Origin of the sequence: Acinetobacter sp. 479375 (genome assembly GCF_000581715.1) — a bacterium.
GTDB classification, from domain to species: domain Bacteria; phylum Pseudomonadota; class Gammaproteobacteria; order Pseudomonadales; family Moraxellaceae; genus Acinetobacter; species Acinetobacter ursingii.
Genome location: NZ_JEZN01000014.1, coordinates 41,647 through 58,299, shown reverse-complemented (window position 1 = coordinate 58,299; position 16,653 = coordinate 41,647). Strand labels below are relative to the sequence as shown.

Annotated in this window: 16 protein-coding genes; 10 read left to right on the top strand and 6 right to left on the bottom strand. The window is 42.9% G+C overall.

All coding sequences use genetic code 11. From position 1 onward, the window contains the following. Positions 1-51: 51 nt before the first annotated feature. The 4 genes from J500_RS11875 (at position 52) to gluQRS (ending at position 3,186) form a co-directional block, all read left to right on the top strand. Positions 52-678 (top strand): NUDIX domain-containing protein, encoded by a 627-nt coding sequence (locus J500_RS11875; RefSeq protein ID WP_004995327.1) that lies wholly within the window; start codon positions 52-54, stop codon positions 676-678. Positions 679-681: 3 nt separating this feature from the next. After that, positions 682-1,494, top strand: coding sequence for a 3',5'-cyclic-AMP phosphodiesterase (cpdA, locus tag J500_RS11870; protein ID WP_004995328.1), 813 nt, complete (start codon positions 682-684; stop codon positions 1,492-1,494). 211 nt (positions 1,495-1,705) lie between these two features. Then, on the top strand, positions 1,706-2,239 hold the full coding sequence (gene dksA, locus J500_RS11865) for an RNA polymerase-binding protein DksA (protein ID WP_004995330.1): 534 nt from the start codon (positions 1,706-1,708) through the stop codon (positions 2,237-2,239). Between the two features lie 2 nt (positions 2,240-2,241). Then, entirely contained in the window at positions 2,242-3,186 is a 945-nt protein-coding gene (gluQRS, locus tag J500_RS11860; protein ID WP_004995332.1) for a tRNA glutamyl-Q(34) synthetase GluQRS, read from the top strand. Between the two features lie 52 nt (positions 3,187-3,238). Here gluQRS and ftsW read toward each other — a convergent pair whose 3' ends face one another. The 5 genes from ftsW to J500_RS11835 all read right to left on the bottom strand — a co-directional run bounded on the left by ftsW (position 3,239) and on the right by J500_RS11835 (position 8,369). After that, positions 3,239-4,435 carry a putative lipid II flippase FtsW gene (gene ftsW, locus J500_RS11855; protein ID WP_004995335.1) on the bottom strand — a complete coding sequence of 399 codons (1,197 nt, stop codon included), beginning with the start codon at positions 4,433-4,435 and terminating at the stop codon, positions 3,239-3,241. Positions 4,436-4,461: 26 nt separating this feature from the next. Further along, positions 4,462-5,808 carry a UDP-N-acetylmuramoyl-L-alanine--D-glutamate ligase gene (gene murD, locus J500_RS11850; RefSeq protein ID WP_034699779.1) on the bottom strand — a complete coding sequence of 449 codons (1,347 nt, stop codon included), beginning with the start codon at positions 5,806-5,808 and terminating at the stop codon, positions 4,462-4,464. Between the two features lie 158 nt (positions 5,809-5,966). Continuing rightward, positions 5,967-6,218, bottom strand: coding sequence for a DUF6587 family protein (locus J500_RS11845; RefSeq protein ID WP_004995339.1), 252 nt, complete (start codon positions 6,216-6,218; stop codon positions 5,967-5,969). A 31-nt stretch (positions 6,219-6,249) separates the two neighbouring features. Continuing rightward, positions 6,250-8,106: a ferrous iron transporter B gene (gene feoB / locus J500_RS11840; RefSeq protein ID WP_004995341.1), complete on the bottom strand. Its 1,857-nt coding sequence runs from the start codon at positions 8,104-8,106 to the stop codon at positions 6,250-6,252. Continuing rightward, entirely contained in the window at positions 8,103-8,369 is a 267-nt protein-coding gene (locus J500_RS11835; protein ID WP_004995342.1) for a FeoA family protein, read from the bottom strand. The genes feoB and J500_RS11835 overlap by 4 nt, the downstream gene beginning before the upstream one ends. A 147-nt stretch (positions 8,370-8,516) precedes the next feature. Between J500_RS11835 and xerD the strand changes: the two genes are divergently transcribed. The 4 genes from xerD (at position 8,517) to thrC (ending at position 13,046) form a co-directional block, all read left to right on the top strand. Beyond that, positions 8,517-9,437, top strand: coding sequence for a site-specific tyrosine recombinase XerD (gene xerD, locus J500_RS11830; protein WP_004995343.1), 921 nt, complete (start codon positions 8,517-8,519; stop codon positions 9,435-9,437). A 155-nt stretch (positions 9,438-9,592) separates the two neighbouring features. Then, positions 9,593-10,408 (top strand): DsbC family protein, encoded by an 816-nt coding sequence (locus J500_RS11825; RefSeq protein ID WP_004995346.1) that lies wholly within the window; start codon positions 9,593-9,595, stop codon positions 10,406-10,408. 136 nt (positions 10,409-10,544) lie between these two features. Next, complete coding sequence (locus J500_RS11820; protein WP_034699774.1) at positions 10,545-11,846, top strand: homoserine dehydrogenase; 1,302 nt, start codon at positions 10,545-10,547, stop codon at positions 11,844-11,846. A gap of 60 nt (positions 11,847-11,906) precedes the next feature. Then, positions 11,907-13,046 carry a threonine synthase gene (gene thrC / locus J500_RS11815; RefSeq protein ID WP_004995351.1) on the top strand — a complete coding sequence of 380 codons (1,140 nt, stop codon included), beginning with the start codon at positions 11,907-11,909 and terminating at the stop codon, positions 13,044-13,046. 101 nt (positions 13,047-13,147) lie between these two features. Here thrC and pbpG read toward each other — a convergent pair whose 3' ends face one another. Further along, positions 13,148-14,209, bottom strand: coding sequence for a D-alanyl-D-alanine endopeptidase PBP7/8 (pbpG, locus tag J500_RS11810; protein WP_080633167.1), 1,062 nt, complete (start codon positions 14,207-14,209; stop codon positions 13,148-13,150). A gap of 214 nt (positions 14,210-14,423) precedes the next feature. Here pbpG and J500_RS11805 point away from each other — a divergent pair, with 214 nt between their 5' ends. Beyond that, the gene (locus J500_RS11805; RefSeq protein ID WP_004995355.1) at positions 14,424-15,059 is read left to right on the top strand and encodes a response regulator; all 636 of its coding nucleotides are present in this window, start codon (positions 14,424-14,426) and stop codon (positions 15,057-15,059) included. Positions 15,060-15,080: 21 nt separating this feature from the next. Then, positions 15,081-16,649, top strand: a complete 1,569-nt coding sequence (locus J500_RS11800; protein ID WP_004995356.1) for a sensor histidine kinase — start codon at positions 15,081-15,083, stop codon at positions 16,647-16,649. Positions 16,650-16,653 lie beyond the last annotated feature (4 nt).

Genomic DNA, 16,653 nt, shown 5'->3' with positions numbered 1-16,653 from the left:
ATTTGATCTCGGTTAGGATGAAATACTTGTATTTCATCCTAATTTTGACCTATGGACATCGTTGAACACGCTACTTTTTCTCAGCAAGATGTAAAGATTCATTCACGTGAATATGTGTTCCGTGGATTTGTACAGGTTGAAAAAGTCAGCCTGCAACACCGCATGTTTAATCAAAATGATTTTATTCCTCAAATTCAAAGAGAACTCATCCAGCGCAAGACAGCCGCAGGCGTTCTGCTTTATAATGATGCACAACAACGATTTGCCTTGATTGAGCAATTTCGAGTCGGTGCAATCGATGATCCAGATTCCCCATGGCAACTTGAAATCATTGCTGGGGTTTTGGATGGTGATGAATCCCCTGAAAGCTGTATCCGTCGTGAAAGTCTGGAAGAGTCTGGTTGTCAGATTGATGAACTCGAGCATTTATTTAGCTTCTATCCATCGGCTGGCGCATGTTCTGAAGTGTTTCATCTTTATGCTGCTGAGACTGACTTACCAGAGCATGGTGGTGTACATGGTCTTGCGGATGAGGGCGAAAATATTCAATTGCATATTTTTGACTATCACCAGTTACAGCCGCTTTTTGCTCATGGTCGTCTCAAAAATGCGCCTGTGATTATGGCGTTACAATGGTTAAATCAAAAAATTAAAATGACAAAAAATACTAAGGGGTAATCCGTGAGTTTTCAGGTTGTGCCAACTTCAGCTCAAGAATATGTCCTGATTCAAATCACGGACACGCATTTGCTCGAACAACCTGAGCACGAGTTTGTTGGTATGAATCCTGAACAAAGTTTTCATGAAGTGATGACTCACATTCAACAACATTATCCGCAAGCTGATGCCATTATTCATACAGGTGATTTGGCACAAGCACCAAGACCTAAAACCTATCAACGTTATCTGCATTTTATGCAGCAGTTGGGGATTCCTTTTTTCCATACCCCAGGAAATCATGACGATGAAAAATACTTTCCTTTTCATCAAGAAAACCCTCAACAGCCTGTTTTAATCGAATTAGGCAACTGGCGTATTATTTTATTGAATACTGCGGTCAGCAACCGGGTCGATGGTTTGGTTTCTACATCTCAACTTGAACAATTGACTGATTTACTGGAACAACATCAAGCTCATCCCACTATTTTAGCGTGCCATCATCATCCCTTTGAGATGCATTCCAAATGGATCGATCAACACAAACTTAAAAATAGTCAGGCTGTATTTAATTTACTGGAACGCTTTAAGCAAGTGAAAGCGATTTTGTATGGTCATGTGCATCAGAATTCGAGCAATTTTTGGCAACATATTGAATGCTTATCTACCCCATCGACCAGTGTGCAATTTAAGCCGTGTAGCGAGCAATTTGCGCTTGATGCAGTTGCACCCGGTTATCGTGTCATGAAACTTAAAACAAACGGAACGTTTGAAACTGTGGTGCAACGTCTGGAGCACATCAACCACCTTATAAATACAGAAATATCAGGCTATTAACTTTCTATTTTTTTCGTTTTGGATTATGTTCTTCACTCTGTAGAAAAGCTTTGCAACGAAAAGCCGTCTCAGATGACTATCATCTTGCAAAAAAAATCTATATGATGACGACCCCGATCGAAAATACGCCGACGGGATGGAATAAAAAACACTTGCATACCACCATATTTTTTGCGTATAGATAGTACGTGTATGATGAGGAATGCCCTATATGGCGAATGACAACCAAAACCAGGTCTTGGACGAAAACACCGATGTTTTAGACGGTGATAAAACCGCAGCAAAACGTCCGCGTAAAGCAAAGCCAAAGGCTGCTGAAGGGGGCACCACTGCAAGTTTATTTGGTATTGAACCTTATCAACCAAAGAAAAACGAAGAATACATGTCGGATGGGCAACTTGAGCACTTCCGTAAAATTCTTCAGGCATGGAAAGCAGAATTGATGTCTGAAGTAGATCGTACCCTGAACACCATGCAAGACGAATCTACAGCACTACCAGACGTCAATGACCGCGCGACACAAGAAGAAGAGTTCGCAATTGAACTGCGTACCCGTGACCGTGAACGTAAACTGATTCGTAAGATCGAGCAATCGCTAGAAGACATCAAATCAGGCGATTATGGCTACTGTGAAACGTGTGGTATTGAAATTGGTCTGCGTCGTCTTGAAGCACGTCCAACCGCGACTCAATGTATCGACTGCAAAACACTTGCTGAAATCAAAGAGAAGCAAAATAACGGCTAACCATGACCGTGAATGACAACACAGCCGAGCAATGCTCGGCTTTTGTGCCACAACGAAACAGCGTCGATACTCATGTTTCGCGTAGCCACTACATTGGTCGCTTTGCGCCCTCTCCAACAGGTCCTCTACATTTTGGTTCACTGATTACCGCCGTCGCCAGTTATTGTGATGCCAAATCACAACAGGGAACTTGGCTAGTTCGGATCGAAGATACTGATATCCCACGCATCTATCCTGATAGTGAAACACATATTCTAAACAGCATTGCTGCTTTTGGTTTTGAAGTAGATGGCGAGATTATTTTTCAGCGTCAACGTTTGCCAATCTACGAACAAGTCATTGAACAACTCAAACAGCAACATTTGGTTTATGCCTGCCAATGTACCCGAAAAATGCTGGGTTCAAATGCCATTTATCAGGGTACATGTCGCAATCTTAATCTGGATTTTAACGATCAGGCAATTCGGGTTAAGGTGAATGACGAATGCATCTGTTTTAATGACCGTTTGCAAGGTCAACATTGCAGTCATCTCCAACACGATTTGGGCGATTTTGTGCTAAAACGCCGTGATGGCATTATTAATTATCAACTGGCTGTGGTCGTGGATGATTATTTGCAAGGTATTACACACATTGTTCGCGGCGCAGATTTGCTCGATAATACCGAACGGCAAATCTGGTTAGGTCAGTTACTCGGTTATCCGCGTTTAAGCTATATGCATCTGCCTTTAGCCATGAATGCCAATGGTCAAAAGCTTTCCAAACAAAATCTGGCACAGGCACTCGATCTAAAACAGGCATCCTTATTATTAGCACAAGCAATCGAAGCATTACACCAATCACCTGTTGAGCTAGATATCCCTTCAAATATGCTAAAACAAGCAGTGGCTCAATGGAATATTGACCAGATTCCGCATCAGACCGAACTGAGCGGCACCTTCCTTTAACCCATAAAAAACCCAGATTTCATCTGGGTTGATTGGTCTTGCTGTTCAATCATTAGAAATTGGATTCTTCTCGGTTTGGGTTAACTTGCTGAGTAGAAGAATCAATTTTAAGCACCAAACTGATCATGGCGGCACACATCATCAGCGATGTTCCTCCATAACTAATAAAAGGTAGCGTTAAACCTTTGGTCGGCATTAAGCCCATATTCATGCCTGCATTCACCAGAATCTGAAGCAGGAAAATAATACTGATGCCGTATGCCAGATAACCTGCACGCAAGAAATTGTGTTTTAACGCGCGATGTCCAATCTTGATACAACAAGCCAACATGCCAAAAGACAAAACCATGACCAGCGAAATACCCACAAAACCAAATTCTTCGCCTAATACCGCCAGCATAAAGTCTGTATGGGCTTCAGGTAAATAAGAAAGTTTTTGAACACTATGCCCCAGACCTGTTCCAAACCATTCACCACGTCCAAAAGCCATTAGGGCATTGGACAACTGATAACCCGTTCCTAAGGGATCTGCCCACGGATTGGTGAAAGAAAGTGCACGTGCCATTCGATATGGCTCAAATACGATCAGGAAACCAATTCCCATCAATACCGCACCGAGCATAATGGCAAACTGAGTAGGCGGCGCCCCTGCCAAAAAGAAGATCCCCACCATCATCAGGACAATAACCACTGTCGCGCCCAAATCAGGCTCGGCAATAATCAAACCGACAGTAATCGCCATAATTCCACTCAAGCGCACTAGGCCTTTCCAATGGGTACGGACTTCTTTGGCACGGCGTACCACATAATCAGCGGTAAAAATAGCCATCATCACTTTCGCCACTTCTGTCGGCTGCAAAGTAAAACCTGCCAATCGAATCCAGCGCTTGGAGCCATTCACTTCTGTACCAATCACCAATACCGCCAGTAGCAGTACAATCGTAATCAACCACAAAGGAAAAGTGTTTCTAAACCAGAGATTGAGTGGAACCTTGTAGACCAAATAAGCAATGACTGCTGCACTGGCAATCGAGATTGCATGACGAACCACGTAATGAAATGGATTTTCATGCATATATTCAGCATAAGGCATGGAAGCAGAAGCCACCATAACCGAGCCGATACACAACAAACATACCACACAGAAAATCAGCAAATTTCTAGCAGTCATTTCCGCAGGAAATTTGGGGATCCAGCGATCATAGAGCTGATTAAGTTTGGTTATGGTTGTCTGAGCAAAGCCAGCCATCGCATCTTCCTTATTTTTTGTTCTGATTAAACCAGTGTATTTACACAAGCGACAAACTGATACCCACGGTCTGGATAGCCTGTAAACATATCAAAACTTGCACATGCAGGCGATAATAATACAACATCATGTTCAGTTGTTTTCGCTTGAGCCAATTCGACCGCTTGCTTCAAACTTTGTGCCTGAATCAATTCTGTACTACCCTGTAAGGCAGTTTGCAGTATTGGCGCATCTTCACCGATCAGGATCGCTGCTTTGACATATTTAGCCACCGAAGCTTTAAGTAAGCTGAAATCCTGACTTTTGCCCTGCCCACCTAAAATCACCACCACTTTGCCTTGTTGCGGTTCAATCGCGGCACCCAAACCATCAATCGCAGCAAGTGTCGCACCGACATTGGTTCCTTTGGAGTCATTATAATAACGTACACCATGCACGGTTTTGACATATTCACAGCGATGCTCCAAGCCTTTAAATTGCTTTAAGGTCTCTAGCATCGAATCTCGTGGTAAGCCAATCGCTTCCCCTAGAGCCAGACAGGCCAGTGCATTGGCAACATTATGCGTTCCCTGAATATACAGTTCGGAGCTTTTGATCAAACGTTCACGACCTCGTGCTAACCACAACGTACCATTATCTTCACGTAAAATGCCGTATTGATTAAGATCAGGCGCATTTAAGCCAAAACTTTGCATCGGCGTTTGATCAGGCACTAAAGGTCGAGTCAGACTGTCATCGCGGTTATAAACAACTTTTTTGACGCCCTGAAAAATACGATGTTTGGCTTTATGGTAACCGAACATATCACCATGACGGTCTAAATGATCTTCACTCATATTCAACACAACTGCCACAGCCGCATTCAAGTTCGACGTGGTTTCCAGTTGAAAACTGGATAATTCCAGTACAATTAATTCAGGCTGGTCTTTGAGTAAATCAAGCGCAGGACGCCCTAAATTCCCCCCTACTGTAACCTTACGCCCTGCATCCTGTGACATTTGCCCAATTAATGTTGTTACTGTACTTTTTGCATTTGAACCTGTAATCGCCACAATCGGCACATCTGTAGCGCGACGTAATAATTGAATATCACTAACCACTGGAATGCCTTTTGCAATGGCCTGTTGAATTTCGGGAAGTTGCGGCGCAAGCCCTGGACTTAAAATAATTTCTTCGGCTTGTAGGAGCAATTCCAGATCCAGTTGACCAAAACTGGTTTTGACTTCGGCAGGAATCTGATCATGACCGGGTGGTGTTTCACGTGAGTCAGTTACCGCAACCCGATAACCTTGTTCATGTAGAAAATTCACAGCAGACACCCCTGAAATACCAAGTCCTGCTACGACTTTTAATCCGCCCCGTTGTATTAGCATGTTTGCTCCGCATATCGATGCCAGAATTGAATGCAAAATGTTAGCATTTCTAAGTTTTGAATACTTTTTCAGTTTTCATTTTATTCATCGTTTTTTGTGTCAGCGCGTAAAAAAGCCATCAAGTTGATGGCTTTTTGCACAATATCTTCATTCAATCGTTAATGCCATTTTACGGGTTTAACTTCATTATTCTTAATCATCGGCTTGTCATCACTTGAACAACCACAGCCGCCTGCACAACCTACCGACATTTTAGGTTTTAGCCACTTGGCCAGCACATGCCAACCGCGCTGTTCACAAAAGACCGACAACGCAGAAAATGTTGCACTGGATGTTTTCGGAAAGACCTTTTTAAATACCACCAAGGCACTCCAAATCACCAACACCGCAATAATCAAATATTCAATCATTTCAGCCTCCGTTGAGCGCAGAACATACGCCTTAAATAAAAAACCGTGATGCAATTTGATAGGTCAGGAATGACATCAGATAAGCCAAACCAAATAAATAACCCGTCATAATCGCCACAAATTTCCACGAACCTGTTTCACGACGCACCGTCGCCAAAGTTGCCAGACAGTGAGGCGCATAGATAAACCACACCAATAATGACAAGCCTGTCGCCAGTGACCAACCTGTATCTGGTGCACTAATTAACTGACTGAGACTTTGCGCAACCGCATCATCGCCACCCGTCGCTGAAAGTGCGTAGACGGTTCCCAATGCGGCAACCACGACTTCACGTGCCGCCATCGCTGGAATCAACGCAATACAGATTTGCCAACTAAAACCAAGAGGCGCAAACAAAGGCTGAATCAAGTGTCCTAACATGCCTGCGAAACTGTAATCAATCGCAGGTAAGGTCGCACCTTCTGGTGGTTGTGGAAATGTACATAAAAACCACAACAACACTGATAACGCGAAGATAATGCCACCAACACGCTTCAAGAAAATCTTGGCACGATCCAATAAACCAATTCCCACACTTTTCAGGTTTGGAAAACGATAACTAGGCAATTCCATCAACAAAGCATGCTGTGATTTATCTTTTTGAAAGAATTTCATCACAAATGAAACCAGTAGTGCGCTTAAAATTCCTGCCATGTATAAACCAAAAAGCACCAATCCTTGCAGATTAAAAATACCCCAGACCGTTTGATTTGGAATAAATGCACCAATCAGCAAAGCATAGACAGGTAAGCGAGCCGAACAGGTCATCAGTGGTGCGACCATAATCGTGGTAAAACGATCACGCGGGTCACTGATACTCCGCGTTGCCATAATGCCAGGAATCGCACAAGCAAAACTGGACAATAGCGGAATAAACGCCCGACCACTCAAGCCTGCTTTAAACATCAGTTTATCGAGTAAAAAAGCCGCGCGTGGTAAATAACCCGACTCTTCCAGAACCAAAATAAAAAAGAACAAAATCAAAATCTGGGGCAGAAACACAGCCACTGCGCCTGCGCCTGCAATAATTCCATCGACGACTAGACTGTGCAGCAAGGGTTGAGTAATAAAGCTACCAACCACTTCGCCTAACCAACCAAAGAATGCTTCAATACCATCCATGAATGGCGCTGCCCAAGCAAATACCGCCTGAAACACCACAAACATCAAGATCGCAAGACTAAGCAGACCTAAAACAGGATGCAAAAAGATTTTATCTAGAAAATCAGAACGCTTATCTTCCTGATCAACATAATGTACGACATCGTTCAGAATGGTTTCAATTTTCTGGTGATGAGTACCTTTGAGACCACTGAGTTCAGTATGCGGCACACTAAACTTATTTTGGTCTAGCGCAGTTTTAAGGGTTTCAACCCCTGCATTTCGCACAGCCACAGTTTCAACGACTGGAACACCCAAACGCTCAGAGAGTTTTTGAGCATTGACCTGAATTCCACGACGACGCGCTTCATCCATCATGTTCAGTACAACCAGAACAGGACGACCCAGCTCCAAAACTTCAAGCACCAAGCCTAAATGCAGCTTCAAGTTGGTCGCATCGACCACGCATAAAAATGCATCCTGTTGCTCTTCACCTTCAATTTTACCCAAACAAACATCACGGGTAATGGCTTCATCAGGACTGGTGGCAGTCAAACTATAGGTACCCGGCAAATCCAATACCCGTACCGTTCTGTTTGAAGGTAATTCAAAAAAACCTATTTTGCGTTCAACTGTCACACCCGCATAGTTCGCCACTTTTTGACGAGTTCCAGTCAGTTGGTTAAACAGAGAAGTTTTACCGCAGTTTGGATTTCCAACAAGGGCGACACGAAGCACTTCACTCATGCTGGAACTCCATCGTTCTGGCTAATTTCAATCTTTTCAGCTTCAATTTTACGCAGCGCAAAGCGCGTAAAACCTAACTGGACAAGAATCGGATCTCCTCCAAATACACCTTTGGTGATGACTTCAATTTTCTCACCCGGAACAAAACCAAGTGTTTCCAAGCGACTTGCGACAAGGTCTTGCTGATCTGCATTGCCATCTACGGTACGATTGACCTTGGTGATGATGGCAGTTTGCTTAACTTTTAACTCTGATAAACGCACCGCATCTGATCCTGAACTCTTTTATATAGTATAACGTCAAATGAGAATAATTAACAAATAAGGAAGAATTACAATTCTCATCCCGAATAGAGGCTCGACAGCGCGTGACTTTTCACCTAAAGTGCTGATCATGCAAGAGATAAAAAGATGACTATCAGCAAAAAACCTCGTATTCCTGCGGCTGTAAATATCCCTGAACAATTTAGTTTTTTACAGGGTTTTCGTGATTATCTGGTCGCTCAGAGCGTCAGCCCACATACGCGCAATGCGTATTTAAGTGATTTAATCCAGTGCGGTAGTTTATCTGCTGTTAATTTGACCAATTGGTCAAGTCATGATGTCTCGGAGGTCATGATTGAACTGACCAAACTTGGTAAAAGTCCGCGTTCCATTGCACGCTGTCTGTCCGCATTACGTCAATTTTATAAATTTTTACGTGAGCAAAAATTACGTACAGACAATCCGATGGCCAATCATAAAAGTCCTAAACTGGGACGCGCCTTACCTAAAGACTTATCAGAACAGGATGTCGAAGCGCTGATACAAGCACCAGACACCGAAACTGCGTTAGGACTTCGTGACCGCGCTATGCTAGAGGTTTTATATGCCTGTGGCTTACGTGTCACGGAACTCTTAAATCTAAGGCTGGATTTAATTAATTTAAAACAGGGTTATTTACGTATTACAGGCAAAGGCAATAAAGAACGACTCATTCCCATGGGACAATTTGCAACACAGTGGGTCGAGCATTATCTTGCGCAATCTCGCCCTCATTTATATAAAAGCAGCACGGACTATTTATTTCTCACTCAACATGGTGGCATTATGAGCCGACAAAATTTTTGGTATGCCATTAAGCGTTATGCCTTACAGGCCAATATTCAAGCCGATTTATCTCCACATACCTTGCGTCATGCCTTTGCCACGCATTTGCTTAATCATGGCGCTGACTTACGTGTAGTGCAAATGCTGTTGGGACACAGTGATTTATCGACAACTCAAATCTACACCCATGTCGCACAGGTTCGTATGCAACAACTCCATGCTCAGCATCATCCACGTGGTTAAAATACAATGATTAATTAACCCTCAAAATAATGTGATCAACTCTACAAATTTAGCCATTATTTTTTACAGTTGATGTGCAATAAACCACATGGCTGTTTGTTTTTTTTGCTATTCTTAGCCCTTTCCGATTTAGAATTTTGATAAAAGGGTCGTCTATGTTGTTTACCCGATCTCGTCTTTTTTTAGCATGTACAGTGGCAACAGCTCTTGCCCTTTCAGCTTGCTCTAAAGAAAACTCAGCACAAAAACAAGATACTTTAACAGCCAGTGCGCCCGCGACAGGTGAAGCCTCAACGCTCAGTGAACGTAATGCCCAGCAACGTTTAATCACCACGCTACAACAACAATTTAAAAAAGCCAATATTCAGGCTAAAGTCATTGATATCAAACCGACCGAAGTTCCCAATTTATATTGGGTGAATCTGGAAGGCATGAGTTCTGTGTATGCCACCAATGACGGCAAATATATTATTCAAGGGGAAGTTATTCGTTTAGGTGACAAAGAACTGACCAATGTCGGTGATGCACTGCAATCTTCAGAAAATAAAAAATTATTTGCAGCACTCAAAACTGAAGATTTAATTGTGTACCCAGCCACGAATGGTAAAGCCAAACATGTGATTTACGTGTTTACCGATTCGAGCTGCCCGTATTGCCACAAATTACATGAACATCTCAGTGAGATCACCAGCAAAGGGATTGAAGTTCGCTATATTGCATGGCCTCGTGGTGAACAATTTATGCCAACCATGCAAGCGATCTGGTGTAGTGAAGACCGTAAAGCTGCATTTGATCAGTCTATTCAAGGCTTACCGGTACAAGCTCCACAATGTAAAAACCCGGTGCATGAACAATATCAACTGGGTCTAAATATTGGGGTCAATGGAACGCCTGCAATTTACAACAGTGATGGTCAATATCTGGGTGGATATCTCACACCAGATGAGTTGGTAAAACGACTGGAAAAATAAATATTCACAGCAATCCCCATCACTTATAAAAATTTGACTCCGGGCGAAGATAAAACACACTTCGCCCTAGAGTCTGGCGCTTTTTTTAGCTATGATCTAGCCTTGTTTATTTTTTAATGCATGTATGGAGTGTGACGTGAAACCAGTTCGTCTGGCAATACTCGGTCTTGGAACCGTGGGTGGTGGAGCCCTTAAACTATTACAAGAAAACGCCGCTGAAATTAAACGTCGCACCGGCCGTGAAATTCAAATTACCCATGTTGGCACTCGCCGTCCTCGTCCCGATCTTGAACTCGAAGGCATTCAGCAAAGTGCAGATTTAATGGAAATCGTACGTCAACCCAACGTTGATGTAGTTGTTGAAGTCATGGGCGGTATCCATCCTGCATATGAAGTGATTATGGAAGCCATCAAGCATGGCAAACAGGTCGTGACTGCCAATAAAGCCCTGCTTGCAGAACATGGCAATGAACTCTTTAAAGCTGCTGAAGATAATGCAGTTCAGATCGCCTATGAAGCAGCCGTTGCAGGCGGTATCCCGATTATCAAAGTTATTCGTGAAGGTTTGGCTGCCAACCGTATTGAATGGCTTGCAGGCATTATTAACGGTACCGGTAACTTTATCCTGACTGAAATGCGCGATAAAGGTCGTGCCTTTACCGAAGTGCTCGCAGAAGCTCAACAACTCGGTTATGCCGAAGCTGATCCAACTTTTGACGTTGAAGGGATTGACGCTGCACATAAGCTGACGATTCTGGCGTCTTGTGCATTTGGTATTCCGCTACAGTTTGACAAAGTCTATACCGAAGGGATTAGTAAAATTACCGCACAGGATGTCAAATACGCAGAAGATCTTGGCTTCCGTATTAAACACCTCGGTATTGCACGCCGTGCTGAACATGGTATTGAACTTCGTGTTCACCCGACACTTATTCCAGAAGAACAACTGATTGCAAATGTCAATGGAGTCAAAAATGCAGTGCTTGTACAAGCTCATGCAGTTGGCCCAACATTATATTATGGTGCAGGTGCAGGCGCAGGCCCAACCGCCTCTGCTGTAGTTGCGGATATTGTGGATATTGTACGCGATATTTCTTATACCGAAGATGGTGCTGGAACGATTCCTCAACTGGCTTTTGAAGCTTTGACAGATTTACCTATCCTCAATCGCGAAGAAATGACTACTGGGTATTATCTACGTGTCGATGCCGAAGACCAGACAGGCGTACTTGCAGATATCACGACGATTCTCAGTCGTGCTGGCATCAGCATCGATGCCATCATGCAACAATCTCGTTTAAAAGACTTAATCCCGATCGTGATCTTAACTGACCCCGTCGTTGAGTCAAAAATGGATGACGCGATTGCCAAAATTCAGGCTTTGCCTGCAATTCATGGCGAAATCGTGCGAATTCGTTTAGAATCGCTGGATAGTTAAACAGGTGGAGAGGGTCACTCCCCTCTCACCAGCTCTACCTCACATTTGGAACATCATCTCATGTCTAATGCCAATCGTTATACCGGTCTTGTTGATCGTTATCGTGACCGTTTGCCAGTTTCAGCAACGACCCGTGCTATTTCTTTAGGAGAGGGAAATACCCCACTGATTAAACTAGAGAATATTCCACGTCTGATTGGTAAAGATGTTGAAATCTATGTGAAATATGAAGGTTTAAACCCAACAGGTTCATTCAAAGACCGTGGTATGACCATGGCTGTCACCAAAGCGGTTGAAGATGGCTCTAAAGCGATTATCTGTGCATCTACAGGTAACACTTCTGCGGCGGCAGCGGCGTATGCTGCACGTGCAGGCATCAAAGCGTTTGTCTTAATTCCAGAAGGCAAAATCGCAATGGGTAAAATGGCGCAAGCCATGATGTATGGTGCAATCACCATGCAAATCCGTGGTAACTTTGACGATGGTATGCGTCTGGTGAAAGAAGTGGCTGACCAAGCTCCTGTCACCATTGTTAACTCGATTAACCCTTATCGCTTGCAAGGTCAAAAAACCATTGCCTATGAAATTGTAGAAGCATTGGGTCGTGCGCCTGATTATCACTGCTTGCCAGTGGGTAACGCAGGTAATATCACGGCACACTGGATGGGTTATACCGAAGCAGTGGCGAATCAGCCTGCAGATCAATTTGAACAAGTCATCTATGATGCTGCAACAGATCAGTTCACAGGTCCTAAACCAGAAGGCTTACCAACCATGGTGGGTTATCAGGCTTCGGGCGCAGCTCCTTTCTTACGTGGCGCACCTGTTGAACAACCTGAAACAGTCGCAACAGCGATTCGTATTGGTAATCCACAAAGCTGGAACCATGCAAAAGCAGTGGTTCGTGATTCTAAAGGCTGGTTTGATGAACTTCAGGATAGCGAAATTCTTGAAGCACAACGTTTACTGTCTATGTATGAAGGTGTGTTTGTAGAACCTGCTTCTGCGGCATCGATTGGTGGTGCGATTCGTGACATCAAAGCGGGTAAAATTGCAGAAGGTTCTGTAATTGTTTGTACAGTGACAGGCAACGGCTTAAAAGACCCTGATACTGCAATCAAACAATGTGCAGATGCCGTCATGCTATCGATTGATGCCACTATGACTCAAGTGAAAGACTCTATTTTGTCCAATATGTAAGTTTAGATTTGACATAAAAAAACCAGTTGCTTGCAACTGGTTTTTTTATTATAGACATATTGATCGTAAATTTAAAATGACATCAAATTTTTTAAAATCTGCTAAAGACGTTTTGGTTGTTGAGATAACCAAGTCAATAAATTAGTTGCATCATTGGTACGTGCCTGTGAACTTGATGCACCTAATAACACCACCACTGCTGGTCGCGAATTCACAGTCGTATGCATCACCACACAACGCCCTGCTTCATTAATATAACCTGTTTTAGACAGATTGATATTCCAGCCACCATTGCGCACTAATGCGTTAGTGTTGTTAGACTTCAGTACGCGATAGCCTAGATTAAAGTCATAGGTCGGGGTCGTTGAAAACTGACGAATCAAACCGTATTGAGAGGCTGCACTGGCTAAAATCCCCAGATCACGTGCAGAAGCCACATTATGCGGATCTAGACCTGTAGACTCGACATAATGCGTTGACGTCATACCTAACTGACGTGCTTTAGCATTCATCGCAGCCACAAAGGCACTACGTCCACCAGGATAAGTTCTCGCTAAAGCCGCTGCCGCAGGATTTTCAGACTTCATTAAAGCAAACAACAATACTTCAGCACGATTCATGGTATCGCCCGCACGTAGCGTTGAGCTAGAGTTTTTACCACCTGCACCTGCAAAATCGATTTGCTGTAAGGTGATTTCTTCAGACATATCGAGACGTGCATCCGACGTCACCACAGCCGTCATTAGTTTAGTCAGAGATGCTATAGGAAAGGCTGTATTGGTATTTTTGCTATACAGTACTTCACCCGTCTGAGCATCCATCACCAATGCTGCACGGGCATTGACAGAAGGCTGAGAGCCATAGCCACTCGTGTCACGAATCACGACTTTCGGGGTAGATGAAATTGAAACATTCGTATTCGCGGCTGGTGCAGCGCCATTACTGCGCACCGTTGTACTAATACTGGTTGAACCTTGTGGACTTGCTTCGAGCTCGCCATCATCATTTAAAAGCTGACTGGCTTGATCTGAAGACCAATTTAATGACGCAGATCCGTTCCCCGATGAAGGATTAACAATAATCTCCGCATAACTTGCCGAGCTTAGTGCAAACAAAACAGACATGCTCAAGACATGCATTAATGACTTTTTAGAATTTTTCACGATCAATTACTCAACTCAGGGTATACACAGATTTGCTTATTACCTACATTATGCCTTACATTTGAAGGCACGACATGCAAATAATGACGGCAGCAGTGTGTACAACTATTCTCTCAAACTTGTGTGAATAGGATTGCTAATTTTGTCATTACATTGCAAGTAAATTTTGCTTTATGTAACAAAAAAACATCTTTTTTAGTCCAAGGAGGCCAGCGTGATCACAGTTTTGGTGGTTGATGATCATGAATTAGTACGTACAGGGATCTGTCGTATGCTTGAAGATCAAACTGGTGTTGAGGTGATTGGACAGGCAGAATCTGGCGAAGAAGCGATTGCCATAGTGCGTCAACAACACCCTCAAGTGGTATTACTTGATGTGAATATGCCCGGCATTGGCGGGGTCGAAACTACACGTCGCTTGTTGCAAACCGCACCTGAAACCAAAGTTATCGCGGTGAGTGGACTGGCAGAAGAACCCTATCCCTCATTGCTCTTAAAGGCAGGTGCCAAAGGCTATATTACTAAAGGCGCTCCGATTACCGAGATGGTCAGAGCGATTAATAAAGTCATGCAAGGCGGTAAATATTTCAGTGCTGATATTGCTGAACAACTAGCCAGTTCTTATTTATCAGATACTCAGCAATCGCCTTTTGATGCACTTTCAGAACGTGAAATGCAAGTTGCGATGATGGTGGTCAATTGTATCAGCGCTCAGGAAATTGCTGATAAGCTTTTTGTGAGTGTGAAAACAGTCAATACTTACCGTTATCGTATTTTTGAAAAACTGGATCTTGATAGTGATGTCAAACTCACTCATCTTGCCATTCGTTACGGACTCATCAAACCTTAAGTATTCGAGTTAGATACAATCATGCAGGCGCAATCTTCTACGCCACTTTCTTATACGATTTACCGTTTAGGTTTGTGGTACACCCTTTACCGCCTGCTTATTGTCACAGGTTTAATCATTATTTTTCAGCTCATTTCTGAGCAGTTAAATGCCGACTATAATCAGCCTGTGTTGTATTTTTATACGCTTATCGCTTATTGCGCAGCCAGTCTGATTCAGTTTTTATTGTTTAAGTTTTATCCACGACAGATTGATCGTCAACTGATTATACTGTTCGTGGTTGATGTCATCGCATTGGGGTTGCTGACGTTTTCTCTGGGCGCACCAAATTTAAATATTAGTTTGCTGTATGTTATTACGGTGTTTTCTGCCGCGATTTTATTGCCCAAAAAAGTCTCTTTGGTGATCACGCTTCTTGCTGTTATTTCACTGATCTATCAACAGTTTTTTTCAAGTTTTTTTGATTATAATAATTTAAGCACCATTGGAAATAGTGCTTTACTGGCTTTTTTGTTTTTTGTCATGTATGGCATTGGTCAGGTTGCTGTAAAACATTTTAAAATTCTGGAAAATATTAGCTTTCGTCAATCCCAAGCACTTTATCAACTTCAAAATATTAATCGTTATATTTTAGAACAAATTGATGATGGCTATCTGGTATTAGATGAAAACTACCATGTGGTGCTCAGCAATCCAGCCGCCTGTACGCTGTTGGGGATTCCGCCATTATTTGCGCATGAACAACTTCCGTTGGCCAAAACCCAGCCCGATTTATTTGAGCTCTTAAGATTTGATCCCCTAGAAGACGGCGAACAGTTTATTTTTGAATCACAACTGTCTACTTATAACGTGCATATCAAGGTACAACGCTTGATCGTCCCTCATCAGGCTTTAATTTTATTGCGCTTGCAGGATGTGCAGCAGCTCAATCAACAGGTTCAACAGCTTAAACTTGCCGCCTTAGGACAACTTTCCGCCAGTATTGCCCACGAAATTCGTAACCCATTGGCAGCGATTGTACAGGCCAATGAACTGTATATTGGCAGCGAATCTGAACAGCAGCATTTACTGCAAAAAATGATCAGTAAACAATCAAAACGTATCAATGATATTATTGAAGATACATTGCGCATGGCGCGTAATGACACCACGCATCCGATGCTGATTGAGTTAGATAGTTTTTTGTCTCATTTACTGACTGAAGATTTATCCGATGTTCAACATCAAATCCGCTTGGAGATGACCGAGAAGGTAATCGTTCAATTTGATCCAAAACAGTTAACCCAAGTTTTAATCAACCTGATTCGCAATGCATTACGCCATAATGATCCAGATGTTGATCAGATTGTATTATCCGTACGTATGGTTCAAGCTGAAGTATTCATTGATGTGATTGATTTTGGCAATGGCATCGAAAAACGTGATATATCGCAACTATTTAAGCCATTTTTTAGTACCGAAATCAAGGGAACTGGTTTAGGATTATATTTGTCCCATAGTCTGTGTGAAGCCAATCATGCCAAGCTCAGTTATGTGGAACAACAAAAAGGGGCATGTTTTAGAATTCAATGCTCAACAAAAGATAAATAATATT

What these genes read in the sequence shown, in the direction of transcription:
- gluQRS (WP_004995332.1), top strand. Translation starts at nt 2,242, where the DNA reads ATGACCGTGAATGACAACACAGCCGAGCAATGCTCGGCTTTTGTGCCA.
- dksA (WP_004995330.1), top strand. Translation starts at nt 1,706, where the DNA reads ATGGCGAATGACAACCAAAACCAGGTCTTGGACGAAAACACCGATGTT.
- thrC (WP_004995351.1), top strand. Translation starts at nt 11,907, where the DNA reads ATGTCTAATGCCAATCGTTATACCGGTCTTGTTGATCGTTATCGTGAC.
- J500_RS11825 (WP_004995346.1), top strand. Translation starts at nt 9,593, where the DNA reads ATGTTGTTTACCCGATCTCGTCTTTTTTTAGCATGTACAGTGGCAACA.
- feoB (WP_004995341.1), bottom strand. Translation starts at nt 8,106, where the DNA reads ATGAGTGAAGTGCTTCGTGTCGCCCTTGTTGGAAATCCAAACTGCGGT.
- J500_RS11800 (WP_004995356.1), top strand. Translation starts at nt 15,081, where the DNA reads ATGCAGGCGCAATCTTCTACGCCACTTTCTTATACGATTTACCGTTTA.
- murD (WP_034699779.1), bottom strand. Translation starts at nt 5,808, where the DNA reads ATGCTAATACAACGGGGCGGATTAAAAGTCGTAGCAGGACTTGGTATT.
- xerD (WP_004995343.1), top strand. Translation starts at nt 8,517, where the DNA reads ATGACTATCAGCAAAAAACCTCGTATTCCTGCGGCTGTAAATATCCCT.
- J500_RS11845 (WP_004995339.1), bottom strand. Translation starts at nt 6,218, where the DNA reads ATGATTGAATATTTGATTATTGCGGTGTTGGTGATTTGGAGTGCCTTG.
- J500_RS11875 (WP_004995327.1), top strand. Translation starts at nt 52, where the DNA reads ATGGACATCGTTGAACACGCTACTTTTTCTCAGCAAGATGTAAAGATT.
- ftsW (WP_004995335.1), bottom strand. Translation starts at nt 4,435, where the DNA reads ATGGCTGGCTTTGCTCAGACAACCATAACCAAACTTAATCAGCTCTAT.